The sequence below is a fragment of the Staphylococcus sp. HMSC13A10 genome, assembly GCF_001808005.1.
Lineage (GTDB): Bacteria > Bacillota > Bacilli > Staphylococcales > Staphylococcaceae > Staphylococcus > Staphylococcus pasteuri.
In genome coordinates, this window is the sequence record NZ_KV791875.1 from 43,025 (window position 1) to 69,882 (window position 26,858).

The 26,858-nt window shown below is 30.8% G+C and carries 27 protein-coding genes, 1 tRNA gene and 1 pseudogene; 12 read left to right on the forward strand and 17 right to left on the reverse strand.

Annotation, left to right across the window (positions count from 1 at the left end):
* The 4 genes from HMPREF3125_RS09005 (at position 1) to HMPREF3125_RS09020 (ending at position 3,620) form a co-directional block, all read left to right on the forward strand.
* Entirely contained in the window at positions 1–927 is a 927-nt protein-coding gene (locus tag HMPREF3125_RS09005) for a glycine betaine ABC transporter substrate-binding protein (protein ID WP_070453339.1), read from the forward strand.
* A gap of 212 nt (positions 928–1,139) precedes the next feature.
* Complete coding sequence (locus tag HMPREF3125_RS09010) at positions 1,140–1,730, forward strand: TetR/AcrR family transcriptional regulator (protein WP_017637252.1); 591 nt, start codon at positions 1,140–1,142, stop codon at positions 1,728–1,730.
* Positions 1,731–1,781: 51 nt separating this feature from the next.
* Positions 1,782–2,339 (forward strand): TetR/AcrR family transcriptional regulator, encoded by a 558-nt coding sequence (locus HMPREF3125_RS09015; RefSeq protein WP_083279985.1) that lies wholly within the window; start codon positions 1,782–1,784, stop codon positions 2,337–2,339.
* Between the two features lie 87 nt (positions 2,340–2,426).
* On the forward strand, positions 2,427–3,620 hold the full coding sequence (locus HMPREF3125_RS09020) for an MFS transporter (RefSeq protein ID WP_017637254.1): 1,194 nt from the start codon (positions 2,427–2,429) through the stop codon (positions 3,618–3,620).
* Between the two features lie 50 nt (positions 3,621–3,670).
* Here HMPREF3125_RS09020 and HMPREF3125_RS09025 read toward each other — a convergent pair whose 3' ends face one another.
* Entirely contained in the window at positions 3,671–4,357 is a 687-nt protein-coding gene (locus HMPREF3125_RS09025) for a flavin reductase family protein (RefSeq protein WP_070453345.1), read from the reverse strand.
* Between the two features lie 162 nt (positions 4,358–4,519).
* The gene (locus HMPREF3125_RS09030; RefSeq protein ID WP_070453348.1) at positions 4,520–5,695 is read right to left on the reverse strand and encodes an MFS transporter; all 1,176 of its coding nucleotides are present in this window, start codon (positions 5,693–5,695) and stop codon (positions 4,520–4,522) included.
* 249 nt (positions 5,696–5,944) lie between these two features.
* On the opposite strand from HMPREF3125_RS09030, the gene HMPREF3125_RS09035 reads away from it, so the two are divergent.
* Positions 5,945–6,997, forward strand: coding sequence for an LLM class flavin-dependent oxidoreductase (locus HMPREF3125_RS09035; RefSeq protein WP_070453351.1), 1,053 nt, complete (start codon positions 5,945–5,947; stop codon positions 6,995–6,997).
* Positions 6,998–7,011: 14 nt separating this feature from the next.
* A complete protein-coding gene (locus HMPREF3125_RS09040; protein ID WP_070453354.1) occupies positions 7,012–7,371 on the forward strand; it encodes a hypothetical protein in 360 nt (119 codons plus the stop codon).
* A 38-nt stretch (positions 7,372–7,409) separates the two neighbouring features.
* Here the strand turns inward: HMPREF3125_RS09040 and HMPREF3125_RS09045 are convergent, their stop codons facing one another.
* Positions 7,410–7,886 (reverse strand): peptide-methionine (S)-S-oxide reductase, encoded by a 477-nt coding sequence (locus HMPREF3125_RS09045; RefSeq protein WP_070453357.1) that lies wholly within the window; start codon positions 7,884–7,886, stop codon positions 7,410–7,412.
* 215 nt (positions 7,887–8,101) lie between these two features.
* Between HMPREF3125_RS09045 and HMPREF3125_RS09050 the strand changes: the two genes are divergently transcribed.
* The 4 genes from HMPREF3125_RS09050 (at position 8,102) to HMPREF3125_RS09065 (ending at position 11,187) form a co-directional block, all read left to right on the forward strand.
* Positions 8,102–8,401: an LPXTG cell wall anchor domain-containing protein gene (locus HMPREF3125_RS09050; protein ID WP_029055899.1), complete on the forward strand. Its 300-nt coding sequence runs from the start codon at positions 8,102–8,104 to the stop codon at positions 8,399–8,401.
* Between the two features lie 292 nt (positions 8,402–8,693).
* Entirely contained in the window at positions 8,694–9,578 is an 885-nt protein-coding gene (locus HMPREF3125_RS09055; RefSeq protein WP_070453360.1) for a trypsin-like serine peptidase, read from the forward strand.
* 54 nt (positions 9,579–9,632) lie between these two features.
* Positions 9,633–10,823 carry a C47 family peptidase gene (locus HMPREF3125_RS09060; protein WP_017637262.1) on the forward strand — a complete coding sequence of 397 codons (1,191 nt, stop codon included), beginning with the start codon at positions 9,633–9,635 and terminating at the stop codon, positions 10,821–10,823.
* Positions 10,824–10,863: 40 nt separating this feature from the next.
* Positions 10,864–11,187 (forward strand): cysteine protease inhibitor staphostatin B, encoded by a 324-nt coding sequence (locus HMPREF3125_RS09065; protein WP_017637263.1) that lies wholly within the window; start codon positions 10,864–10,866, stop codon positions 11,185–11,187.
* An 83-nt stretch (positions 11,188–11,270) separates the two neighbouring features.
* Here HMPREF3125_RS09065 and HMPREF3125_RS09070 read toward each other — a convergent pair whose 3' ends face one another.
* The 12 genes and pseudogenes from HMPREF3125_RS09070 to HMPREF3125_RS09125 form a co-directional block, all read right to left on the reverse strand.
* Positions 11,271–11,612: a magnetosome magnetite crystal formation protein family gene (locus HMPREF3125_RS09070; protein WP_017637264.1), complete on the reverse strand. Its 342-nt coding sequence runs from the start codon at positions 11,610–11,612 to the stop codon at positions 11,271–11,273.
* Positions 11,613–11,734: 122 nt separating this feature from the next.
* The gene (locus tag HMPREF3125_RS09075; protein ID WP_070453363.1) at positions 11,735–12,772 is read right to left on the reverse strand and encodes a glycosyltransferase; all 1,038 of its coding nucleotides are present in this window, start codon (positions 12,770–12,772) and stop codon (positions 11,735–11,737) included.
* A 100-nt stretch (positions 12,773–12,872) separates the two neighbouring features.
* Entirely contained in the window at positions 12,873–14,084 is a 1,212-nt protein-coding gene (locus HMPREF3125_RS09080) for a glycosyltransferase family 4 protein (protein WP_017637266.1), read from the reverse strand.
* Positions 14,085–14,132: 48 nt separating this feature from the next.
* A complete protein-coding gene (locus HMPREF3125_RS09085; protein WP_029055892.1) occupies positions 14,133–15,452 on the reverse strand; it encodes an MATE family efflux transporter in 1,320 nt (439 codons plus the stop codon).
* Positions 15,436–16,734: an O-antigen ligase family protein gene (locus HMPREF3125_RS09090; protein WP_029055891.1), complete on the reverse strand. Its 1,299-nt coding sequence runs from the start codon at positions 16,732–16,734 to the stop codon at positions 15,436–15,438. The genes HMPREF3125_RS09085 and HMPREF3125_RS09090 overlap by 17 nt, the downstream gene beginning before the upstream one ends.
* Positions 16,735–17,859, reverse strand: a complete 1,125-nt coding sequence (gene wecB, locus HMPREF3125_RS09095) for a non-hydrolyzing UDP-N-acetylglucosamine 2-epimerase (protein WP_017637269.1) — start codon at positions 17,857–17,859, stop codon at positions 16,735–16,737.
* A gap of 2 nt (positions 17,860–17,861) precedes the next feature.
* Entirely contained in the window at positions 17,862–18,998 is a 1,137-nt protein-coding gene (locus HMPREF3125_RS09100; RefSeq protein WP_070453366.1) for a polysaccharide biosynthesis C-terminal domain-containing protein, read from the reverse strand.
* Positions 18,999–19,023: 25 nt separating this feature from the next.
* On the reverse strand, positions 19,024–20,046 hold the full coding sequence (locus tag HMPREF3125_RS09105; protein ID WP_046466921.1) for an SDR family NAD(P)-dependent oxidoreductase: 1,023 nt from the start codon (positions 20,044–20,046) through the stop codon (positions 19,024–19,026).
* Between the two features lie 161 nt (positions 20,047–20,207).
* Positions 20,208–20,974, reverse strand: a pseudogene (locus HMPREF3125_RS09110) (tyrosine-protein phosphatase).
* Positions 20,971–21,663: a polysaccharide biosynthesis tyrosine autokinase gene (locus HMPREF3125_RS09115; protein ID WP_070453368.1), complete on the reverse strand. Its 693-nt coding sequence runs from the start codon at positions 21,661–21,663 to the stop codon at positions 20,971–20,973. Before HMPREF3125_RS09115 ends, HMPREF3125_RS09110 begins: the two are co-directional and overlap by 4 nt.
* Before the next feature lie 11 nt (positions 21,664–21,674).
* Positions 21,675–22,346 (reverse strand): Wzz/FepE/Etk N-terminal domain-containing protein, encoded by a 672-nt coding sequence (locus HMPREF3125_RS09120; RefSeq protein ID WP_017637274.1) that lies wholly within the window; start codon positions 22,344–22,346, stop codon positions 21,675–21,677.
* 307 nt (positions 22,347–22,653) lie between these two features.
* Positions 22,654–23,823 carry an MFS transporter gene (locus HMPREF3125_RS09125; protein WP_070453371.1) on the reverse strand — a complete coding sequence of 390 codons (1,170 nt, stop codon included), beginning with the start codon at positions 23,821–23,823 and terminating at the stop codon, positions 22,654–22,656.
* A gap of 386 nt (positions 23,824–24,209) precedes the next feature.
* On the opposite strand from HMPREF3125_RS09125, the gene HMPREF3125_RS12850 reads away from it, so the two are divergent.
* Positions 24,210–24,353, forward strand: coding sequence for a hypothetical protein (locus HMPREF3125_RS12850; protein ID WP_017637276.1), 144 nt, complete (start codon positions 24,210–24,212; stop codon positions 24,351–24,353).
* A gap of 115 nt (positions 24,354–24,468) precedes the next feature.
* A tRNA-Ile gene (locus HMPREF3125_RS09130) sits at positions 24,469–24,558 on the forward strand.
* A gap of 110 nt (positions 24,559–24,668) precedes the next feature.
* On the opposite strand, the gene HMPREF3125_RS09135 is transcribed toward HMPREF3125_RS09130, so the two are convergent.
* Both HMPREF3125_RS09135 and lip read right to left on the reverse strand, forming a co-directional pair.
* Positions 24,669–25,007, reverse strand: a complete 339-nt coding sequence (locus HMPREF3125_RS09135) for a hypothetical protein (RefSeq protein WP_017637277.1) — start codon at positions 25,005–25,007, stop codon at positions 24,669–24,671.
* A 300-nt stretch (positions 25,008–25,307) separates the two neighbouring features.
* On the reverse strand, positions 25,308–26,858 hold a 1,551-nt coding region (gene lip, locus HMPREF3125_RS09140), incomplete at its 5' end, for a YSIRK-targeted triacylglycerol lipase (RefSeq protein WP_083279986.1).

The following is a 26,858-nucleotide window of genomic DNA, read 5'->3' on the forward strand; positions in this document are numbered from 1 at the left end:
ATGTTTAAAACAAGAAGTTTAAAACTTTTAGGCCTATTTGCCACTATTGCCTTAGCCATTGTGCTAAGTGCATGTGGTAACGGTGGCGGAAGTTCATCAAAAGAAAAAGACACATCACTTGGTAATAAAGAAATCGAATTACCTTACGTTGCTAGCGATAACTCTGCACCACGTACATTAGTCATTGCTGAAGTTTTAAAGAAAGCTGGTTATGATGTAACAACAACACCTGTTCAAGCAAGTGGCCCGTTATATGCTTCTGTAGCTGAAAATCCGGATTCATTCCATGCATCAGGTATTTTCCCATCTACAGATAAAAGCTATTATAATAAATTCAAAAGTAAATTATCAGTTTATGACAAAGAAAATTTTGTAGATGACGTTAAAGTTGGCTTGGCCGTACCAAAATACGAACAAGATATCGATTCTATTGCTGATCTTAAAGACAGTAAAAAATTCGATAAAGACATTCAAGGTACTGACGCAAGAAATGGCGTTATGAAACAAACTAAAAGTGAATTAGATGAAGATAATTTAGACGGCTATAGTCTTAAAGAATCTTCAGACCAAGATCAATTTAAAGCGATTCAAAAAGCTTATAAACAACAACAACCAATCCTATTTACAGCAATGGATTCAAGTTGGTTCTCTAAAGAATTAGATGTAAAAATGTTAAAAGATCCAGATAAAATCTATGGTAAAGAAGATCAACATATCAATTTAGTATTTAACAAAGAATTTAAAGAAAATCATCCAGCTGCGTATACAATTGCAACACGCATGTCAGACGACTGGAGCAAAAAAGATGAAGATCAATTAGCTAAGAAAATCTTCAAAGACCAAAAAAATCCAGAACAAGTTGCAAAAGATTATGTAGATGACCACGACAATAAAGTAGACGAATGGTTAGAAGGCATCGACCACTAATCTTAGCTACGAATTAATAACTCCGAGTAACAATCATGTAAAGGACTTGAGAATGAAGACATTCTCAAGTCCTTTTTTGTGTATTTAACTGAAGATAATTGTTTAGTTTATGTAAAAACCATTTATATTTGGTAAGATAAAATTATTCGTGATACATTACGAAATAAACATTGTTATTATTAATTAACATTATTACTTGAGGAGTCATAGTTATGCCAACATCAACACAAAAACGCATGATTAAACATATTAATCAAACTGCCTTTGAATTGTTACACCATAATCATTTTGATGAAATTACTGTACAAAAGATTTGTGAAGCAGCCGAAATTAACAGAAGTACATTTTATCGATATTTTCAAGATAAATATGATCTACTTCTACCACTTACAGAATTCTTAATGGAAGAAGAAGTAGTGAAGTATGATGGCCATAATGCTTCAACAGATGCGTTCGAACTGTTTATCCATTTTATTGATAGTAACAAACGCGTTTTTAAAAATTTATTAGTAGCTTCAAGACAAGAAGATGTATTTCGTCTGTTCACTCGATATGGTAGTGAAAAAATGATTGAAGAAGCACAAAACAATAATGACCCTCTTTCTAATAAAATTAATAATAGTAAATTCCCACAATTAATTGCTGATTTTTATAGTAGTGGTTTAATAGAAATTATTCGTCGGTGGGTTGAAAATGACTATAGTTATTCAGCTGATGAAATTTTAGAAGCTTTATATGATAGTTTGGATATCAATATCCCCTCTTGTTATAGCAGACAAACACAATTTGACAACCAAAATTGACAGTGTTAACTTTAACTAGAATGACTATTCTATTTTTAATGAGTGATGAAGATGTCCAAGAAGAAACAAGATTTATTAGAAGTAGCTGAACGATTATTTTATCAACACGGTTTCCATGGTGTTGGTCTCAAACAAATTATTCAAGAAGCTAATGTAGCCACAATGACACTTTATAATCATTTTGATTCAAAAGAAAAATTAGTAGAAGCTGTCCTTAAACAACGTGAATCACGTTATTGGCATTATTTAGAAGATGGTGTTAATCAATCTCCTCATCAACCTTTTATTTCAGCTGTTGATGCACATTGTAAATGGTTAGAAGACTATTCTTATACTGGAGATATGTTTATGAGAGCTATCGAAGATAATAGGGACAGTGATAGTAATATAGAATCTATCGCTCGTGGTCATAAAGAGCGTCTTTTAAACTTTCTTGAAAATTTAGCTACTCGATCTAACTTTAAAAATGGTCGTGATTTAGCGATTAGATATACTTTACTTATGGAAGGTACAACTTCTATGACAACACTATTAGGTGTAGATGAAGCGACAAAGCATGCACGTTATATTGCACATCTATTTATAGATGAAGCAACCAAATACAATTAATATTTGAGATTGATGTTTTCATCAATCTCTTTAATTTCAACCTAAAATAGAATGAACGTTCTATATAAAAGAGGGAGTGATCATATAATGAATTTCTATAAACTTGTATTTCCAGGTATTGCCATGATTGCTACAATCTATGGTTTAGGTAGATTTAGTTTTGGCCTATTTCTCCCTGATATTTCTAAAGATTTACATTTAAGCGCTTCAAGTGCTGGAATTATATCATCTTTATTTTATTTATCTTATTGTTTTACCATCATCTATGCTACGTTAAGAACTGCAAAAACTGGTCCTAAATATATGATTATGTTAGCTAGCTTATTAGTTATTTTAGGTTTAATCACCATTAGCATAGCCTCCAATGCATTGACGCTTTCTTTAGGTGTTATATTTGCTGGAGCGAGTTCGGGCCTTATCTCTCCACCTTATGGTTATGCTATTTCATTATGGATTAAATGGGAACAACAAGGTAAAGCTAACACATGGATTAATTCAGGTACGAGTATAGGTTTAGTGTTTACTGGAATAACTGCTATGTTAGTTTTTATAGATTGGCGTTCAGTATATTTAATTTATGGGATTATCGCCATTTTAATTACCGTATGGAACTTCTTTATTATTCCGTCTTTAAAACACAACATAAACATAAATCCAGGTTCTCTTAATATTCTAGATATAAGTGCCAGTAAAAGAATTATCTTTGCATCTACAATATTAGGTATTTCAACTGCACCATATTGGACCTTTTCAAAATCATATGTTCAAAATACTGATCACTACTCGCCTATCGCTTTATCTATATTTTGGATACTTATTGGTGTAGCTGGTGTATTAGGCGGTATTTCCGGTCGAATGATTGATCAATACGGACTTAAGTTCTCATATTTTTTAGGTGTCATTTTAATGGCAGCTGCATCTATTCTACTGGCATTAACACCTTTTATTTGGATAGTACCTTTCCTAGCTTCTTTACTTTTTGGAGCAAGTTATATATTTATTACAGGTGTATTGCTTGTTTGGGGAGTTAAATTGTTCGTTAAAAACGCTTCTCTTGGTATAGGAATTCCATTTTTAATGTTAGCAGTAGGACAAGTCATTGGTTCTGTTTTAGCAGGCCCTATTGTAGAAGAATTAGGTTATACATTCACCTTTGTAATATATGGCATTATTGGTTTAACACCAATCTTAATCTATCCAAAAGTTGAAGTTAAACCTCCGAAAGTTAATATCGACGATGAATATACAAAACTACAAAAAGCAAATAAAGATTTACTATAGATATAAAAGAAAGCTCCTCAAAGCGAATTGAGGAGCTTTCTTTATTTATATTAATCTTCATTTTTATTATCGAAATTTCTTCCTTCTAGTCCTGCTAATTCTTCTTTAGATGCATGTGGTGCTTTCATCTCAAACACTTTATCTACAACAGTGTAATCATAATATCCTAAACGTGCAATTGGACGAATTGAAGGTATATCTAGCTTTCCATCTTCAGTAATCACTTTATCATCGATATGAACTTGAGCAACACGACCAATTACAATATCCACTGTAGATACCGGGTCACCAGTTGGTATACGAATAGTTTGAACATATTCACATTCAAAATGAACAGGAGATTCCTTAACTCTATATCCAGGTGCTTCAATACATTCTTCTTTAGTCACACCAGCATATTCAAATTCATCTTCTTCGGGTGCTAATGCTTTGGATGATAAATTAACAGCTTCTCTTAAATCATAAGTCGCCATATTCCAAACAAACCAACCTGTTTCTTCTGCATTTTTCACTGTATCTTTACGTTCGTGGTCTCCTAAAACAGATTGATTAGCGGCAAACATAACCATTGGCGGGTTCCATGTTAGATTCTGATATTGACTATAAGGTGCTAAATTATCTTTACCATCCTTAGAAACAGTTGATATCCATCCTATAGGTCTTGGTACTGTACTACTTTTAAATGGATCATGTGGTAATCCATGAGATTTAGTGCCTTGCTTTGGTGAATAATTCATTGTTCCTCACCCCTATTAAATATTTATATTTCTTCAATCATACAATAACTTCATTGATAATTCTAATACTAAAAAACGATTTACTTATAGTCACATGCTATAAATAAATCGTTTAAAAATAATTAATAACTATTAATCTAACAATATTCCTTTAACTTTTATTTAATAAGCGTTAGCATCACTAGGCATAAATAACGATACGATAAATGCAACAAAACCTATACAAGCGATTGAAGCAAACATCATAAAGTAACTAGACATCTCACCAATATAAATCATTATTATTGGAGCAATGGCTGTTCCCATAAATAATATCACTGTATTTACAGATAAAAAGAATCCTTGATTACGATTAACTGTAATTCCTACTTTTGAAATGACTGAAGGGATTGCAAAGGCAATACCAGCTACAAACGTAACGCTAAAAATAGTTATGCAAATAATGTTAGTAGTCATTCCCATAACTAAAAGTGAAATTGTACTTATTAATAAAGCTAATGAGATCAATCGTTTGATACCTATGCGACCGCTCAAACGTCCAGCTAATAATGATAGCAACATACCAATAACACCAAATAGTTTTACTAATGATGCTGTTGAAATGTCACCATTCAATTTATCAGATAGTATATATAAATTTAAAATAGCGTACATACTAATAAACATAATCAATAAAGTAAATGAAATGAATAAACAGTAAATAACTTTTAAATTATCTCGAAAGTCTTTGAAGTTATTAAAAAATTTAAGTAATTTAACATCAGTATTTCTGCGAGGACTTTCAGGTACAAATTGATAAATAACAAATACCAATAACAAATATAATACTGTTAAAGTAAAATACACCCAATGCCAATTTAAATGATGAACTATCATTTCACTTAAATTTTGTCCTAACACACCAGATAACATAAAACTTGTACTAATAAAGCTAATTGCTGTAACTCTCTTTTTAGCAGGGTAAGTTTCTGTGGTATAAGTAATGGCTACTGGAGAAAATGCAGCGGCAAATATTCCTTGTAACGCACGCATAACAAGTAATAATGTAAATGAATTTACAAAGCCAATAATAAAGCAAATCAATGTCAAACCACTTAATCCTATTAATATTGTTTTAATTCTCCCGTATTTATCAGAAATGGTTCCATAAAATAGACAGCTAATTGAATACATAATAGAGAAAATAACACCATTTAAAGTAGCAACAGATTGTGGAATATGAAATGAATGAGCAAATGCTGCAGTAAGCGGAAGTGCAGTATATAAACTTCCCATAACGATAATTCCTGAGAAAAAGAGAATTATAGTTATAAGATTATAATGACGTTGTTCTTCCATTTATCTTTATACTCCCTTCCTATTTTTTATTAACGTTACCTATTATTACACTTTAACTCATAAAACTAAAGAACCTATTTAATTTGCAAAAAATTTAAAATTTATAGCAAATTAAATACCACGTTGATATACGCTGTAATTTGCTCATCTATCCCTTTTATAACCTACAAGCAATTCGTATTGACTTTCATCACCCCAAGATATATAATATATCCAGTATAAAAAATATATTAAATGGAGGTGACCCATATGAAAGTAGAATTAGGTTTAACATCTTTTGCTGATAACACTGTTATTCACATGCCAGAAGGTTCAGAATTACCTATCTCAAACGCGGAAAGAATTAGAAATATCGTTGAAGAGATTCAGCTTGCTGATCAATTAGGATTAGATGTGTATGGTCTTGGAGAACATCATAGAAAGGATTATGCAGTATCCGATCCTGTTACAGTATTAGCTGCAGCTGCTGCAAAAACATCTCACATTAAACTTTCTTCTGCCGTTACCGTATTATCGTCTGATGATCCAGTCAGAGTATACGAACGTTTTTCAACATTAGACGCCGTATCTAATGGTAGAGCTGAAGTAATGATTGGTAGAGGTTCATTTATCGAGTCATTTCCTTTATTTGGTTACAATTTAAATGACTATGAGGATTTATTTAATGAAAAGCTTCAAATGTTGCTAAAAATCAACAATCATGAAATGATAGATTGGGAAGGTAAATTACGACCTAGCATTGATAAGACAGGTATATATCCTAGAATAGAACATGGACAATTACCTATTTCAATTGCTACAGGAGGAACACCTGAATCTTCTTTAAGAGCTGGTGCATTAGGTTTACCAATTACTTATGCTATTATTGGTGGTAATCCTAAACGTTTTACTCGCAACATTGAGATTTATAAATCTGTTGCTGAATCATATGGTCACAATCCTTCTGAACTGCCGATTTCAGTCCATTCTTGGGGCTATATTGCTGATACAGATGAACAAGCTAAACGTGAGTTCTTCCCGTCATTAAAAGCACATCAAGATATACTTGGTAGAGAACGCGGTTGGCCAATTTTTGATGAACAAGCCTTTGAAAGAGAAATTGGAAGCAATGGTGCGATATACTTAGGAAGTCCAGAGACTGTCGCACAAAAGATAATTGAAACTATAGAAACTCTAGGTCTTAATCGTTTTATGATTCATACACCAGTAGGATCAATGCCTCATGAAAAAACAATGCATTCAATTCGTCTTTTTGGGGAAAAGGTTAAACCTATAGTAGATAAATATTTTAAAGATAAATAGGAGGAAATATTATTATGATATTACGTTATGCTACAAATTTAAAACTTGCTAAAGAATTATACCATGCATCAAAACCAAAATTACAAGGTGATCAAGGTATGGTTGATACATTCACAAATGTGTTCGGATTACCAGAACAATCTGTTAAATTAGCTGGTGGTGTTGAAGCTGCAGCTGCAGGTTTATTCGCAGTTAGTTTCTTAAGTAAAACAGCTTCACGTTTAGGTTCATTAGCTACTATTTCAGTATTAGGTGTAGCAACTTATAAACACTTTGAAGCTGGCCATGGTAAAAAAGGTGCACAACACGCATTAGACTTACTAGGATTAGCAACATTAAGTTTACTAGATACATTTGATGGTAAACGCAAATAATTTTGACCATAAAATAGACCACATCCTTGTGGTCTATTTTATTTATATTTATTTAACAAATGTAATGGAATATGACACATATGATGATCTTCAGGATAATGTTCTAATCTATCTTGATGTTCTAACGCACTTTTTACATAATTAGACAGAGGTAAGACTTCCACCTTTATTTTAAAACAATCTTCTCTTTGATTTATAAAGTCTTTCGCTTCTTGCAAATGTTGATCATCCTTACTATAAAAACCTGTTCTATATTTTTTACCTACATCATGCCCTTGTTTATTTACACTATATGGATCAATGACTTCAAATAAATACTCCATAATTTTATATATTGTTAACACTTCAGGATCATAAGTTAATTTTACGCATTCTGCATATCCATCATAATTCCCATCTAATGTTTGAGTCTTTCCATTGGCACTTCCAGCTTCTGTTGAAATAATGCCTGGTATTGTTTTAAAAAATGCTTGCACTCCCCATAGACATCCACCAGCCACATATACTGTTTCCATACTATTCACCTCTTTAGTTGAATTATACAAAAATAAATTAAAAGTACTTATTACTTCTCTATATAACAAAATATTCATAAACAACCAATGCAAAGTGACAAAACTGTTATTCAATTGACACCTCATACATAGGTCTTTTAAAAGTTTAAATGATATCTTTAATTTAGATATTAAATAGCTTTAATCATTTACCATTTACTCAAGGGGAGATCTATTTGTTTCATCAATCTATCAAATATTTTATCAGTGCTATTGTCATTGCTATAGCTTTATTACTTAATTTCAACCAAAATGTTTTAGCTACTACAAACGAAGATCCACATAAAAACCACATTTCAAATCAAAAAGATAATACATATACATTTAAGACAACAAAAGAAAGACATGTGCAACAAATGAAATTGTTGCCTGAAACTGGTCAAAACAGAAAGCATACACCCCTCCTAGGGTTAGTAGTGCTTTTAGTATTAGGTATTACTTTTATCTTTATAAAACGAACTTCATCTAAAAAATAATATATTTTATATTAATTTCTCCTTTCTTAAACTTTCATAAATTAATCTTTTTTTCATATAAGTATCGATAAATACCAACTTCTTATAGTTTTTATCGATACTTTTTTCTATAGTTAAATCGAATTAACGACAATTAAATAATATTAAACTCCATTTAATTAAATAAAATAAAAAGAATTATTTTCAAAACTTAAATGTCATAAATATTTTTAAAAAATTTATATATTTATATTGACTTAAAAATATCTGATGTTATATTTGAATCGTAAATAAATTTTTTGGAGGTTTTTATATGAAAGCAAAATTTTTCACAGCTAGTTCTTTGTTAATTGCAACTTTAACGTCCGCTACTCTTCTCAACTCAGCACAAGCCGACACTATGTCCACGCAACATCAAGATAATAACCAACAAGTTAAACAGAGCCAACACCAAAAGAAATCTAACATTCAGAACAAAGACAACATTAAACCTATCGAGAAAAAAGAAAGAGCAAATGTTATATTACCTAACAATAATAGACACCAAATTACAGATACGACTTTAGGACACTATGCACCAGTAACTTTCATTCAAGTCAAAACTAATGGCGGTACTGCAATTGCATCAGGTATCGTAGTTGGTAAAGATAAACTTTTAACAAATAAACATGTCGTCGATGCTACTAATGGTAATCCACAAAATCTAACTGCAGCCCCTTCCGCTATCAATGAAAATGACTTCCCTAATGGTAGCTTTACTGCTGAAACTATCACTAAATATCCTGGTAATGCTGATTTAGCCATCGTAAAGTTCTCTCCTAATCAAAACGGTGAAAATATTGGAGATGTTATTCAACCAGCAACAATAGACGGTAATGTAGATTCAGAAACTAACCAACCTATTACTGTAACTGGATATCCTGGTGACAAACCACTTGCTACTATGTGGGAAAGTAAAGGTAAAATCACTAAACTTCAAGGCGAAAATATGCAATATGATTTAAGTACTACTGGTGGTAATTCCGGTTCTCCAGTATTTAACTCAAGAAATGAACTTATCGGTATTCATTGGGGTGGCGTTTCTAATGCTTATAATGGTGCGGTTTACTTCAATGATGATGTTTTAGATTTCTTAGAACAAAACATTCAAGATATTAACTTTGCAAATAATGACGATGGCAATGATGACGCCGCTTAATTTTAAAATATTTTAAATATAGCTATACAATATCCATCCAATGGAGGTTTATTAATGCAAACTACATCTAAATATAAATTATTTAAGTTACTTACTTTTTCTATCATTGTTGCTTTACTGTTATCACTAAGCGCTATAACTAATATTAAAACAGCTCAAGCTAATCAAGATTCAGATCAACTTGAAATTAATGTAAAGAGTAACAAAGTACCTCAAAAAGTAGAACAATTAGCACAACAACAGTATGTTGGCTATGCACAAGCACTTGATAAACAACACAATAAGCAAAGTGGGAAATATCAATTAGGCGAACCTTTTAATATTTATAAATTTAATGGCGAAGAAGATAATAGTTATTATTATCCTATTTTGAAAGATGGCAAAATTGTATACACACTAACAATAAGTCCAAAAACAAATTCCGACTTAAAAAAATCTAAAGAAGACGCTAATTATAGCGTGAAAATATCTAATTTTATTGCTGATGATTTAGATAAAATTAAAGATAAAAATTCAAAAATCACTATCCTTACTGATGAAAAAGGATTTTACTTTGAAGAAGATGGCAAAGTCAAATTAGTTAAATCTACACCACTACCTACTAACACTAAGGAAAAAGAAAGCAGTAAAACTGTTTCTTCAACACTCAAAAAACAATTAAACAATACATCTGAACCGACTAAAATTAAAGAAACTCAATATGCAGAAAATGAAAGTAATAATCAAGTTCAATATGAAAACACCCTAGATCATTTCAAAATTAGAGAACAACAATTTGATAATTCTTGGTGTGCAGGATTCAGTATGGCTGCCCTACTTAACGCTACAAAAAATACAGATAAATACAATGCATATGACATTATGAGAACTTTATATCCTAATGTTAGCGAAGCAGAATTGCCACAATATTCTACTAACCCAAATCAAATGATAAGATACGGTAACTCACAAGGTAGAGATATCCAACATCAAAGTGGCATGCCTTCTTATAACCAAGTTGATCAATTAACTAAAGATAATAAAGGTGCTATGATTTTAGCACATAGTGTTGAAAACAATCCAAATGATCCTCATCTTGGTCACGCTCTAGCCGTGGTTGGTAATGCTCAAATTAATAATGAAGATAAAATTATCTATTGGAATCCTTGGGATACTGAACTATCTATTCAAGATGCAGATTCTAACTTATTACATCTGTCATTCAATAGAGACTATACATGGGATGACACAATGATAGGTTATTAATTAACATAGTCATTGATATTGATTAGAGGTAGGTGAAAGTATGTATCAACTTCAATTTATTAATTTAGATTTCAATCCATCAACACTCACAAAGGAACAGCTTAATTTGATTCAACAATTTTTAGGTAATTGGAAAAACCAATCACTTAAAAAATCAATTAGTATTCGATATGAAAGACATACTCTTCTTAATCAATATCAAATAATTCAAATTGATTCTAACCATCAGCGTATCAAAATATTACCTGAAGATAATCAGCAAATAATATATACATTAGACTATGAAGACTCACAACATATTTTAATACAAACATCGATTCATCATTCTTACGGCACTTCAAGACCAATAAGATATGAAAAATAAATTACATTAAAATCACAATATGAATAACGCCGTTCAAAGAAAGATACATTAAAGCATCTCCTTTGAACGGCGCTTTAATATGTTTAATTAATAAGTAGTTGAACTCCTCTTACTATATTAATGATAAATAGTATGCCTGAACCAATGATTAATATAGTAGCTAAAATAAATAATAGTACCATTAGTATAGTGTTACTATCGTAAAATGCTGGTGCCATTGCAAAACAAATTAAAGACACGACGATAAATAACCACGATAAAATATGATTGAATAATGCATTTCTAGAATGTGTAGATGCAGGTTTTTCACCCACAATCCAAACAATAAGTGGGAACAGTACGGGTGCAAAAAAGATACTTAAATAGCTTAACGATCCCAGTACATTATTGGTTCTATTATCCAATTCTCTATTGTTATCTTCCATCTGTTGCCACCTCTTTTTTCATTTCATTTCTTTGTATATACTCAATTATTTCCTAGGTTATTTATTTATACCTCTAGTAGCGTTGATTTACACATTATCATCTATATATCCCATTTAATTAACTATCTAATAATATAACCCTGTTGACCTAATATATTTAAAATACTTTTAGCCTGTATATTCATACCTTTAGTACTGATAATTGGATAATTATAAAAATTTAAAACTTGTTGTTCTAAATTTGCATCATTAAATAAAAATTGATGAGGATAATGTTCTAATAATTCTTCGGTGACAGCTTGTTTTAACGCTAGTATTTTAGCACCGTAATGCATACCTTCTATAAGCGGCAACCCAGTACTTTCTACTTCAGAGGTAAACAACAAATGATTACTACGGTAATAAGTCTGCATTTTCAAACAATCAATTGAACCAATAAATCTTACTGGTAGTTTTTCTTTACGACATTGCTTAAACATTCGTTTTATTGAACGTGTTTCATCTCCGTTTAATGTGATTTGTATATAAGAAGGAATTTGAAATTTCTTAATTGCTTGTCCCACTTTTACTACTAAATCAAAACGTTTATAGTTTTCAGTATTAGTCGGATAAAATAAATGGATGGCTTCATCATGTACTTCAGGGTACGAAGTAAATAGTTTTGGCTGACAAACTTGAACTTGGTCGTTATATGGTTCTACTAACTTTTTCATTTCATTAGTCTGAACAATAATACAATCTGCATCACTCACGCTTTTTCTAATCTTTTTCTTTAATATATTCATTTTCAATCGCTTAAGCATACTATCTGATTGTTTGTACGATTCGTTTATGAATGCAAGTGCTTGATGAACATATAAAATCTGCTTTCCACTAAATCCCGAGACACCATAATTTAGTAATGACACAATACAATCTGGTTGTAATTTTTTTATCATGCGCTTTAATGTAACAAATTCAAAATAGATTCTGTGCAAAATTGAATATTTAATAAATGGAAACGTCATGCCTTTAACGTGTTTAGATTCATAGACTCGTCTTTTACTTGTAATAAATAGCCATTCATTATGTTTATCTTTTAATACTTCCTTATTAAAATAATCCGATATGGTTTTTGCTCCTCCATATTCACTTGCATAATCTAATACTAAAATCTTCATCTTTCCATCTTCCTAATCTATCATTAGAGGCTAACATTTAATCTTTCGAAATATTCACCATTAGAATTGATTTCAGTATATTTATAGCTAACCCCTACATTCATTTCTTTAATTGTTTGATCTGTTTCATCATCGCTTCTACATTTTGTTCAATCTTAAATTCACTTTCATAAAATCGGCGGGCATTCGTACCCATTTCTGCTCTCAATGTTTGGTTATCAGTTAATTGACTTACATATGTCAAACATTGGCGATAATCACCATTATTAACCCAATATCCGCATTGCTGTTTGACAATTTCACTGCCAGCATCTGTATTACTATCAGTCATAGCAATCACTGGTTTACCAAACATAAAATAACTTGTTAGTCGTTGAGGGTAATTAGGTATAGTAAAACGTTCGTCTAAAAATATAAATCCTACATCACTTTCTTTTAACAGTTGATGATAGGCATGTTGAGATAATCTCTGTATAGTAATTACATTGTCAATATGTTTAGTAGCTTGAACAACATCTTCAAATTCAGTGCCATTACCTACAATCACCATTTGAGCATTGGGTATTTGGTTAAATCCTTGTGCAACAGCTTTAATCTTGTCTGGTGATTGTGGTACACCAATATTCCCACCATAGATAAATGTAACTTTTTCTGCATCTAAACCATATTGACGAAAGATTTTTGCCTTTTTATGACTAAATTTTTGTGAAATATCGTATAATCCATTTCTAAAAATGTGTATTTTATTTTTCACAATATTAGGATGATGATTTGTAATAAATTTCTCATTAGCTTCTGACATTACACCAATATAGTCTGAAACTTTGTATAGTAATGTTTCTTGCTTTTTAAAATATCGATACATAAAGCTATCTTCTTTTAACATATTTAAATCAACAGCATTTTGTGGAAATATATCCTTTAACAATAAAGCCGTTATTGCATTAAATTGTTGCTTCAAATCTCGAACTAGTGGCCCAATTGTGACAGGTGGGGTTGGGTATAGAATCAACTGAAACGTATCGTTAGGAAAATATTTACCAATAGCACGTTTAAATAATCGACTAATGATTAGCATACTAATGCCTCGTTCAATTGCATTTGTTTGATTAATATTTGTGGGTAATTTCACTCTTAATATCGATACATTATCTTCTTTAATTACATGCGTCTTTTCTACGTGTCGTCTCTCCAAAGGACAGAGCACAACAACGTCTTCATAATATTGTTTTAATTCATTAATTAAATCAGGATATAACCCAATGTCTTTAATCGTTGAAATATTGACTACCGTTAAAAATATTGCTTTCATGTCATCACCAAGTTGTTTTTATAAATTTATCATCGAAAGGCTATAACACTATAGTTTCGATTGAGTATATTGAATTGATAATTTATGTAAATTTTTTCTAAAAATCAAAGGCAATACTATAGCTGGTATACATATACCGCTATTAATCGCTAATAAGAAATAATAAGGACCTAAATTAAACACTTTGAGTAAAATAAACATTAATCCCAAGCTCACAATTACACCGCATAAATAAATGATTGCTTGTGAATAAACAATGTTCATTGCATTTAATAACGTTTGATAAGTAAAGGCAATAATAGATAACATCACTATAGTTGCGGTTAAAAAAATAAATATCCATTCGATTTGATATGATTTACCTATCCAAATATTTATGACTAAATTCACCATCCATGTCATGAAAAACATACTTATCAAAATCATGCATATAATGATCATTAATTTTTTATGTATACGTTTAATATCTTGAAACTGTTGCGCTGTTAATTTAGCTATCATTAACGTCCAAAGTGGGGATAAAATAACCGTTGCCATAGTTAAAAATATTGAAAATAGTTTATACGTTAATTGGAATTCCACGGAATAAAAAGGACTGAAAAAATAGCCAATAAGTAGTGGTCCTGAATTTAATAAAGTTAATGAAGCTACGTCTAATAAAAAGAAACCTCCACCAAGTGACAATAATGGTTTAATTAAATCCTTTCGATACCCACTCATGTCTAATTTGACTATCTTTCTATATTTCTTAAAATAAAATACTGTAAAAATCAAAGATACACTTACATTTATTGAAAAATAAATTACGCATAACGATACAACGCTGTGTAAGCCAATCATGTTCATCGCTAATATTAATAAAGTACTAATGAATAAATTTAAAAATTGCATCAAATTAACAATATAAGATTGAAAATGAGCATGATAAATATAAGTTATGGTATTTAAATAAAATACAAATGGAAACATAAAGAATGTGATTAAAAACATTTGATTTACGTCTGATTTTGAATTTTTTATATGAAATAATGTTGTCCAATCCACCCATTGATTAACGATTAACCCTGCATAAAGTAATATAATTAAGGGAACAATCATCGCTACGTATGTCGTGTTGATGACTTCGTTTATACCATGTCGATCTTTCTTTTGAATAGCAATTGTTAATAGATTCCTTAAAGAATTAGAAATACCAAAATCCATAATATAAAACCATGTCATTGTAGATAATATAATTAACCAGATGCCATACAATTCATCATTGTTTAAGTATTGATTTGTCACTCGATAGAACAAGAAATTTGCACATAGTGATAATCCTGTAAATAATCCAATTAAAAGAACATTATTTTTATAGCTTTGATTCATGTTGTAATTCCATTCCTTCTTTTAAATAAATGCCCCATAATATATAACAAAAAATGCCAGCATTCGTTGAACTAAACATAATCATTTCTCCCATATTAACGAGTAACGTCGATATAAATAGTACGATAGTTAAACGAAATGGATGCTGTACAATGAACAACATAAACACGAGATAGATCAAATAACAAATTAATCCGAAAATACCTGTAAATATAATTAATGCAAAGAAAATATTCCCCGCTTCAAAGGTAAAGTTAAGTAAATCCAAACTTGTATTATTCACTGGTATACCAAATCCTCCACCAAATAAAGGGTACTTATCTAGTGCGTCCATTAAATATTCAATTTGTATATATCGAGAATATAATGCTTGGTCACTTCGCTGTCCTTTAACTAAAAAGGCTTTAATGCGTTCCTGAATAAAAGGATTCATAAAAATGATTACTACAGTCATAACTACACTACCGAAAATCAACCATTTATAACGCTTATGCATATTCATCAATAAGAAATACAAGCAGACACAAACAACAAATGATAATACACCTGTACGTGAATTAGTTTTCACTAGTTCATAAGTGCCAATTGCCACTATAATAAGTTGGCATATAATAAATTGTCTTTGATAATTGATTGATACAAGTATAAGTGTCAAACCCATTACCATAATGATTGCAAATAAATTTGGATGATTCAGTATACCTTGAAACGAATAACCATTAAGCAATTTCCCTATTGGTTGATTAATATAAAATGACGAACTTATAATCAACAACTCGATGTATACGGCTAACCAAAATATCAATTTTTTAAAGTCTTTGATCTGTGAAATTAATAATACAATGATCATTAACGGTAAAAAATAATTGATTAATTTAAGAATTGCAACCAATGGAAAGGCTGATGTCAACAAACTCGTAATCGCATATATTGTCATTAATAAGCACGAACCAAACACAAATAATGACATTACTTTACTTGTCGCCCATTGTCTTGAAGATTGATATAAGAAATAGCTACCACAAATGAAAATCAAGACATATTTCATTATATTAATGAATAATTGACTACCTTCAAAATCAATACCAGGCGAAATAAAATAACGCATCATATAAAGAAATATAAGTTTAACGACACCTATCTCACCTTGTTTAATGAGCAGCAAAGAACAACACATTGTAATCAATAATAAAGTTTGATTCTGTATGCTTAAGATAAATAAAATAATCGTTAATAAACACTCAATCCAAAACGAAATATTGATTTTAATACTTTTCTGCATTTACTTTCTCCACACCGTATCATTAATGATATCTTTATAACTTTGTATAATTTTCACTACCTTTTGAGAAACATGTATATCTTTATAGTCATTTGCCTCAATGATTGGAGATGCATTATCTTGCATCTTTTTAACCAGCGCAACCGACTGTATGATATTGTCAAAATGGATGCCGCCTAATACAATCGTTCCTTTATCTACTACTTCCGGTCGCTCTGTAGAATTTCTTAGTAATACTGCTGGAAATTTAAGTATTGCAGATTCTTCAGATAAGGTACCACTATCTGATAACACAACATATGCATTTTTCTGTAAGGCATTATAGTCTATAAAACCAAATGGTCGTAAACGCCGTACTAAAGGATGGAAGTTCACTTGTTGTTCATCAATCATTTTCCAAGTTCTAGGATGTGTAGAATAAATAATAGGCAATTGATAGTGTTCAGCGATTTGATTAATCGCATCCATTAATGATTGAAAGTGGTCTTTGTGGTTAATATTTTCTTCTCTATGTGCAGAAACAACGATATATTGTTGTGTTTTTAAATTGAGTCGTTCTAACACATCACTCGCTTCTATTTTAGACAACTGCTCATGTAACACTTCTTTCATTGGTGAACCTGTAACAAAAATATGTTCTCGTTTAATCCCTTCATCTAATAAATAACGACGACTATGTTCTGTATAAGGTAAATTAATATCACTAATATGATCTACTATTTTACGGTTAATTTCTTCTGGAACATTTTGATCAAAACAACGATTGCCCGCTTCCATATGAAAAATAGGAATTTTCAATCGTTTGGCAGCAATAGCTGATAAACAACTATTTGTGTCACCAAGTATTAGCAATGCATCTGGTTTCTCTTTCTTTAATACGTCATAGGCCTTTTCTATAATATTTCCCATAGTTTGACCCAAATTATCACCAACTGAATCTAAATAATAATCTGGTTCTCTTAACGATAAATCTTCGAAAAACACTTGGTTTAAGGTATAGTCGTAGTTTTGTCCTGTATGCACTAATATGTGATTAAAGTAAGTATCACATGCTTTAATTGTTGCTGATAATCTTATAATTTCAGGTCTCGTACCTATAATCGTCATTAATTTCAACTTTTCCATATTTATACCTCCAAGAAATATGTATCTGGATGTTCAGCATCGAAGATCTCGTTAGCCCACATCAAAGTGACCATATCTTCTTCACCTAAATTTTCAATATTGTGTGTATAACCTACAGGTATATCTATGATTTCCAATTTATCCGAAGACACTACATATTCAATAATTTGTTTGCTATCAGGTAATCGAAAGCGAATGATACCTTTCCCAGCTACGACTAAAAATTTTTCATTTTTAGTATGATGCCAATGATTTCCTTTAACTATACCTGTCTTAGAAACATTAACAGAAATTTGTCCTCGATCTGACGTTTTAAATATTTCTGTAAATGAACCTCTGTCATCTTTATGCATATGCAATGGATAGCCGAATGCATTATCAGGTAAATAACTTAAATATGTGCTGTATAACGCCTTTTCAAAAGGATCTTCTAAATAAGGAAGCGACAATGTTTCTCTCATTTTTTTGAAACGTCGTAATAACTGTTCAATTTGACCTAACGTTTTACGATGTACATTGGGTACAATTGCAAATTCTGCTTGCTTCGTTGGATGGCCATTAATCGCTCTTATTAATTCACGAATAACATCATCAATATAATTCAATTTAAGTTCTTTAGTTGAATCAGTGACATGGATAGGTTTATTTCGAGCAATGTTATAACAAAATGTCGCAACCACTGAGTTATAATTAGGCTTACACCACTTACCAAATAAATTTGGCAACCTGTATATAATAACTTCATTTCCATGGACTTGTTTAAATTGTTGTAGTAACAATTCTGCTTGTAATTGACTTCTTCCATAATGATTATCTAATTCTGCTTGTATTGACGATGTAAATATAATCGATGGTCTTTTTTTATTTTTACTAACGATTTGTAACCAGTCTGAAAGTTGATTCACATTACATTTATTAAATATATCTTGTCTCTGTGTATCACTTATATCTTTTGTGGAATTAAAGCGATTCAAAGCAGCTAAATGAACGATAATATCAGCATTTAATAGATATTGTTCTACTAATTTGGAGTTAGTTTCACGAGATATTTCATAGACTTGATATTGACTATAATTTCTCAATTCAATACAAAGGTTTCGTCCTATAAATCCTTTCGCACCAGTTACTACAATATTCATTCTTAATGTTCCTTCCCTGGAGTTGTTATTGAGTCTGATATACTTTTAATTCATTTCTTACATACTCTAAAGTTAATAATTTTTCTTTAATTTCTGCTACATTTAGTCTTTGTGTATTATTAGAATTATATTCATAAATTGTTTTGTCATGATGTTGTCCTTCATCAAAGTACTTATCATAATTTAGGTTACGTGCGTCTACAGGTATTCTGAAATATTCTCCTAAATCCTCGCAGCGTGCATATTCTTCTTTAGTTAACAAAGTTTCTGCCTCTTTTTCTCCATGCCTTGTACCTATAATTTGGATATCATTATTTGCCTCAAACAATTCTAATAAAGCTTGTGCTAAGTCTTGAATTGTACAACTAGGTGATTTTTGAACCATAATATCCCCATTTTCAGCATGTTTAAAAGCATAAATAACAAGTTCAACAGCTTCGTCCAAGCTCATTAAAAATCGAGTCATTAAGGGATTTGTAATTGGTAACGGCTCTCCTGCTTTAATTTTTTCAATGAATAAAGGAATAACTGAGCCACGTGAAGCCATGACGTTACCATATCTTGTTCCACATATAACAGTTGCTAACGGGTCGACCTTTCTCGATTGAGCGACAAATGTTTTCTCCATTAATGCTTTAGACATGCCCATAGCATTAATCGGATACGCTGCCTTATCTGTAGATAAACAAATAACCTTTTTTATTTTGTGATTGATAGCACTTTGTAACATATTAGCAGTACCTAAAATGTTTGTTTTCACCGCTTCTAATGGAAAGAATTCACATGAAGGAACTTGCTTTAATGCTGCTGCATGAAAGACAAAATCAACACCATTCATAGCTAATTCAATACTGGATAAATCACGTACATCTCCAATATAGAATTTTAATTTTTCACTTTTGTATTGTTTTCTTAAATCATCTTGTTTCTTTTCATCTCTTGAAAATATTCTAATTTCTTTAATACCGGTGTTAAGCAACCTTTGAAGAACAGCGTTTCCAAAAGATCCAGTACCACCCGTGATTAGTATCACTTTATCTTTAAACATAATAAAAAATCTCCTATTTATAAGAATATTCTGACTAATAATCTTAAAATGACTTCCACCATTATCCATTCACAGATCCATAGATTCATTTGACTACGAAATAATAACATTTAGTATTTTGAATGTTATTATTCAGAGGTGATACACAACCATTTCTTTTATTAAAACCATTTTAAAAATCGTTTAATTGTTTCCGGTTTACATGGTCTATCTGAATATATCACTTCGTTATTTACAATTGCTTTAGCATTTTGAATCATTTCTTCTATTTCATTACGATATGATGATAGCTTTCGCTCATTAAATAATCCATTTAATGCGAAGGGGCGTTGTTCTATAGAATGTGCATCCGAAGCAATAAAGTGAGCTAGATGACAGTCAATTAAACGTATAGATAACCTTTGAATATTTTTACCAAATTGACCTAATAACGAATCTGCTGTCAATTGACTCAACGCACCATTGCAAATTAACTCGTATAAGATACATGGATTTTAGCAATCATTTTATTCCTTTCAGGATGAGCTATGATAGGTATGTAACCTCTGGTTTGTAATTCAAAAAATAAACGTTTGGTAAAATGAGGAACTTCTCCAAAAGGAAATTCAATTAATAAATATCGAGATCTATTTAATCCTTGAATACTACCCTCTTCAATACCCTGTATAATTTCATCAGTTATTCTTATTTCCTGACCTGGATAAAACTCAATCCCTAATGATTTAATTTCAGGTAATTGTTTTAATTCCGCTAATTTAAGTGACGTTTGTTGAAAGCTATTTTGATATTTAGGATGTAAATGATGTGGCGTAGCGATGATGCAAGTAATTCCTTCTTGTTTTGCTTGTTTAAGCAATTGGATCATTGCTTCTTTTGATTGTGGGCCATCATCCATATTAACCAATATATGGTTATGAATATCAATCATGATTTGTCATCTCCGTAGTAAGCATAATATTTAGAGTTCTTCTCTTGAGGTGCTTTATTTAATACGATACCAATAATTTTTGAGCCACTTTTTTCAAGTAATTGTTTACCTTTCTTAACTTCTTCTTTATTATTTGATTCAACGTTAACGACATATACTGCATGTTGCGTATAGTTAGAAAATAATTGTGCATCTGTGACTACATTTACGGGTGGCGTATCAATAATGACAAAATTATATTTTTCCGAAATATGATCAAACATATTTTTAAACGATCTTGAGGTAATGAGTTCTGAAGGATTTGGTGGAATAGGTCCTGACGTAAGTACATCCAATCCTTCAATGTGAGTAGATTGAATCGCACTTTCATAATCTGACCATTTAAGTAATAAACTAGACAATCCTTCATTATTAGACAACTTAAAAAGATAGTGCTGTGTCGGTTTACGCATATCACCGTCAATAAGTATCGTTTTATAACCAGCTTGGGCAAATGAAATTGCAAGATTAGCAGATGTGGTTGATTTACCAGACCCTGGTCCATCTGACGTAACTACAACACTCTTAATAGGATCATCCGCACTTGCAAATAAAATATTTGAGCGAATACCTCTAAATTTTTCACTAATAGGAGATTTCGGTTGTTCATTAACAATTAATTTGGGATATTTTCTTCTTACATTTGACATTGTACTTCCTCTTATACTTTAAATTTTTGTATGACACCTAAAACTGGTAACTGCAATTCATCTAAAACATCTTGTTCAGTTTTAATGCGTCTATCTAAAATATGTTTTAAATAAATGATAAGCAATGTTAAACCTAAAGCCGCAAGACCAGTAAGAAGCATATTATTAGTTATATTCGGTGCTACTTTATTCTCAGTATCGCTCGCTTTAGATAATACAGATACATTATCTACATCCATAATATCGGGCACTTCTTTAGCAAAAACTTTTGCAACTTTATTTGCTATCTTCGCCGATACCTTGGCATTTTCTGTCACTATAGAAACATTAATAATTTGAGAATTCGATTGATTCGTCACTTTTACAAATGAACTTAATTCCTTAACATCGTATTTATAGTCTAGTTCTTTTGAAACTCTCTCAAGTATCCTTGGACTTTTAATTATTTCTGCATATGTATTAACTGACTGCAAACTATTTTGCACATTATTTGGGTTTACGACATTGTTCTCAATTTGTTTCTGATTAACTAAGATCTGTGTCGAAGCCGCGTATTTCGGGGTTACGAATAATGATGTAAAAATTGCACTTAAAATCATAAAGATAACAGGGATGGTGATAAGTTTTTTAATATTTTTACGTAATACTTTGAAAATGCGACTTAAGTCTACCTTTCCTTCCATCATAGGCCTCCTCAATTAGACGTACTATCATTGCTGTGTTGAAGCGCTATTTCGACTATTTGTTCTATTTATAAAATTGTGCCAACGCTCACTATTATAAAATGAATTTTATAATAAATATATCGAATTTCATTATATCATGTTTTTTGAGCGATATATATTCAAAAAATGTATTATTAGGTCTCTTTTTTTCGAATAATTCGTATCATTTTCTCTAAGCCATAAAATATGTGAATCAATTTATACTCAGTTCTATCTTATATAAATAAAACACCTACTCGATACAACTTCGAGTAGGTGATCTCACTTAATTATGAAATTGTATATGTTTTTTCTCATAAAAATGGTTCACTGTATTGAGTAAAATACCTAAAATAATGATGCTTCCTGAAATAAACGTAATCGTCAAATAAGGTAAACCTATAGATAGTAAAATTGATCCTAATATAGCTCCAATAAAATTAGCAACGTTAAATATAGATGCAGCTAATGTACTTGCAAGTAATGGTGCTTCTTGAGCACTTAAAATAATTTTACTATTAAGCAATGGTGTTGTTCCAAATGTACCAAAACCAAATAAAAAGCAGATTAAAAATGCTAATATCGCATAATGCACGAATGTTACAAATAAAATGATTGTGATAAATAGCAATAAGAAAGTATAGAATAAATATTTAGTTAATGCATGTTCTGGTACACTTCCTGTGACTAAATTGCCTATTACCCCACCGAGACCAAATAAAAATAAACATATTGTTAAGCCGACGATTTTGAATGGTGCAAACTCATGTATCATTGGTTCCATAAATGTATATGTTGTAAATACACCTGAGTAACCAAAGACAATGATTGCTATAATGATTAAGATGTGAGGGTTTTTGAATACTGTTAATTCTTTAGAAATATTTACTTCTGAACTTAATGATACATGTGGCGTGAATTTCATCATGCCTAGCATTGTTATGACAGCTAACATAATCATAATGCCAAAAACAACTCTCCAATTTGCTAATCCACCTAAAAATGATCCAAATGGTACGCCTATCATTACTGCTATAGTCAATCCAGCTTGCACTAAGGCAATGGCTTGTGGTTTTTTAGCAGGTGGCGCAACTGCTGCTGCTACACTCATACAAACACCAAAGAAAGGTGCATGCATTGCCGCAGACAATACTCTAGATAATAATAATACATAAAAATTAGGTGCTAACATTCCTATTACATTACTAATAACAAATATCGCTACGAGAAGAGGTAATAGTCGATGTGCATGTACTTTCATAGTAGAAATTCGCATGAAAGGACCTATTACTGCAACACTAATGGCATAAACACTTACTAATAAGCCTGCACTTGAAATAGATACACGCATATCATTGGAAATTTGAGTTAATAATCCTGTTACGACATACTCAGCCATTCCTACAGTAAATGTACCTAACATAAATATGAAAAACATCATTTTATTTTCTCTCATCACTGCTTCCCCCTTTAATCGTTTCGTTAAAAAATCAACATGCGTGATATATTACAAAAAAATTGGAGGTACGTGAAGAGGGAAATTGATATTTTTTTAAATACTCCAAGCGAGTTCTCATAAGCTTTCATTTTATTTTCATTATATTAAAATTAAGACAATTTTTAATTAAGCATTCTAAAGCATCATCTTTAAAAAATCATAATTCTTCTCTCTGAATTACTTTGCATTATAATGTATATTTTTTAAAATTGACGATTATGTGACACCAAGTAATTTTTACTACATACTAAATAAGCAGGATTATTCATTTAATATACAGTAATATGTATAAACGTTATAATATAAGAAAATATATTAGGAATTATTGTATAGGAGGTATAACATTGGGAAACCAACGTAAAGATCAAGATGAAAAAGTAATTGATCAAGAAGATAAGAAGTATAAGCAATCGTTTTGGGCAGATGTATTGAGCTTTATCCCCGAAATAATGAGTGGTATTGCCCGTGTTATTCGTTCTTTATTTTAAAAAAATTGAAGTTGATACCTTGAAATTTACTTATTTTTTACAAAAACTTAATTTTTTCACCATTTGTCTTTACAAATCGTTTAAATTATTATATACTATTTTCTGTTATTGATTTGGAGGGATACTCAAGTCTGGCTTAAGAGGCCAATCATTTATGATTGGTAGGAGCTTTTAGCTCGCGTTGGTTCAAATCCTTCTCCCTCCGCTACTTATATTAAAGCAAGTTCTTCATTGAAGAACTTGCTTTTTTTATTACCTAATTAATTAACGAGGAGTATCGAATAAATCGATACTCCTTATTTGGTATATTTAAATTTATTTATGAGGATGGAATGTTTTTTGTGGTGTATAAATTGTAACACCATATTTATCTGCAATTCTTTGTGTTTCTTTATTAATTAATTGATTATATTCTTTTACTGAAACTTCACTCGCTTTAGGTAATCTACTTTCTAATTCTTGATATTGTTTTTCAGTCATACCTTTAGGAGCAATACCACCATATGGGCGTTCACCTTGTTTTGTTTGTTGTGTATGTTCTACTTTGTTAGTATCTTGCTTTTGAACTGAGCTTGCATCCGCCACACTAGATACTCCTGCCATAGCAATTGTTCCAGCCAATACAGATCCTGCTAACATTGTCATCTTTTTCATTGTTAAAATCTCCTTCCAAAGTGAATAATTAACTACATACTCATCATAACAATTTTTTAATTTTAAATCATTTATTTTTATAATTTTTACATAAATTTAACTTTTATATTTTACTATAGTCACTATTAATTTTTAAATATAAAAGAGCACCTAACAAATATATTAAATTTTGTTAGGCGCATTTTTAAACTTTTTTATTTAAATAATTCTTTTAACACTTTGAATAATGAACCGATTAATTGGAAGAAGTCTCCAGACATATCGCATTCTCCTTTCTTTATTTTCTATATAATTACTTATTTAAGCATGTGCCTTTTCCTCTGATGTTAGTTTTTCACTTTCTACTAAATCAGCTGCTAAGCCATGCCAGAATTGTTGTAATTCTTCTCTAGTTCTCACTGTATCAGAGCTATCTTGTCCGACAAAGTCAACGTGGTCCCAATCGTGTCTTGTTGGTGTTACTTGCCAAATGCCCTTTTGATTTTTATCTGTAGCATTTGTATATTTTTGATTAAATGGGTGTTGTGAAGAAATAACTGATACAAGGCCATCATTTTCACGCCATTCTTTTTCAGTTGCTTTACCAATTACGTTACCAGTTAAAGTAAACGGCAAGAACATATTTAAATCTGCTTTTTGTCTACCAAATAATCCTTTATGCGTTGCTTCACCTGTATATGTTTTATAGACAATGTTTGGATTTAATGATGTTTTACGGTTTAAATCTGTAGCACCATCTCTAGTTAAATCGTATAACCCACTATCTTGTGATTTCCATAATTTAGAATTTTTCACACGTTTGACATAGTCGATATATGATTCATTAGGTTTTTGTTTTAAGCCCCATTGAGATAATCCGAAATCTACTCTTGAATCTTTATTACCAAATGCTTTACCTAAATCATAAACGACTTGTCTTACAACCGCTTCATTTCCGATTAAATCAGATGCATGCGTACCATTGTGAGGTGTTCCTAATGTTGTAATTGAAGAAACCATATTATCATTATTACCTTTATACAATGGTGAAATTGTGCCACCATGTTTCTTCTGATAATCAATTTCTTCTTGATTACCATTTCTTAATAGTTCTTCAAGTTGTCGAATCGTTTGACCACCCATACTATGTCCTACTAAATGGACTTTTTGACCAGGTTGCCAATCTTTATAAACACCTTCGTACGTTTTACCATAACGGTCATGACCGTATTTTGCAGCGTGAGCAGCACCGTAGTCTACACGACCACCTTTAATATAGTAGTAAAGTTCTACTGCTCTATCATAGTTACTACCAAAAGCACTGATACTTGCTTCGTATGATTTATAACCATTTTCTTCTAAGTCTTGGCGAATATTCATTTTATCGCCACCCCAATAGTGTGAAAGTACTGCTGGGTTAATATCATCTGTAAAACCATTGAATCCATGTACTAGAATAATTGGATCATGGTTTTTATATTGATCTTGTTTAGCCTTCTTGTTTGTTTGATCTTTATTAGCAACAGTGGCATTATTTTTAGATTTATTGTTTAAGGTTGCTACTGAATTTGATTTTAAAGCTTTCAAACCATCTTTTTCTTCTTTATCTTTTTTACTTGGATTATCTTTTGATAGTGTAGTAGTACCATTTTCTAATTCATCTAAAGAAATAGCTTGTTTCTTTTGTTTTGTTGATTTAGAGGCATTTGTTTGATTTAATCCTTTATTATCTTTCGAAGCAGTTTGTTGAGCAGTTACTTTATTTTGTGGCTGTGTTGTTTTACCTACTCTACTGAATTCTGGATCTACTTGCTTCTCTTTGTCGGCCTTGTTGTATTCTGGATCCACTTGCTTCTCTTTATCTGCTTTGTT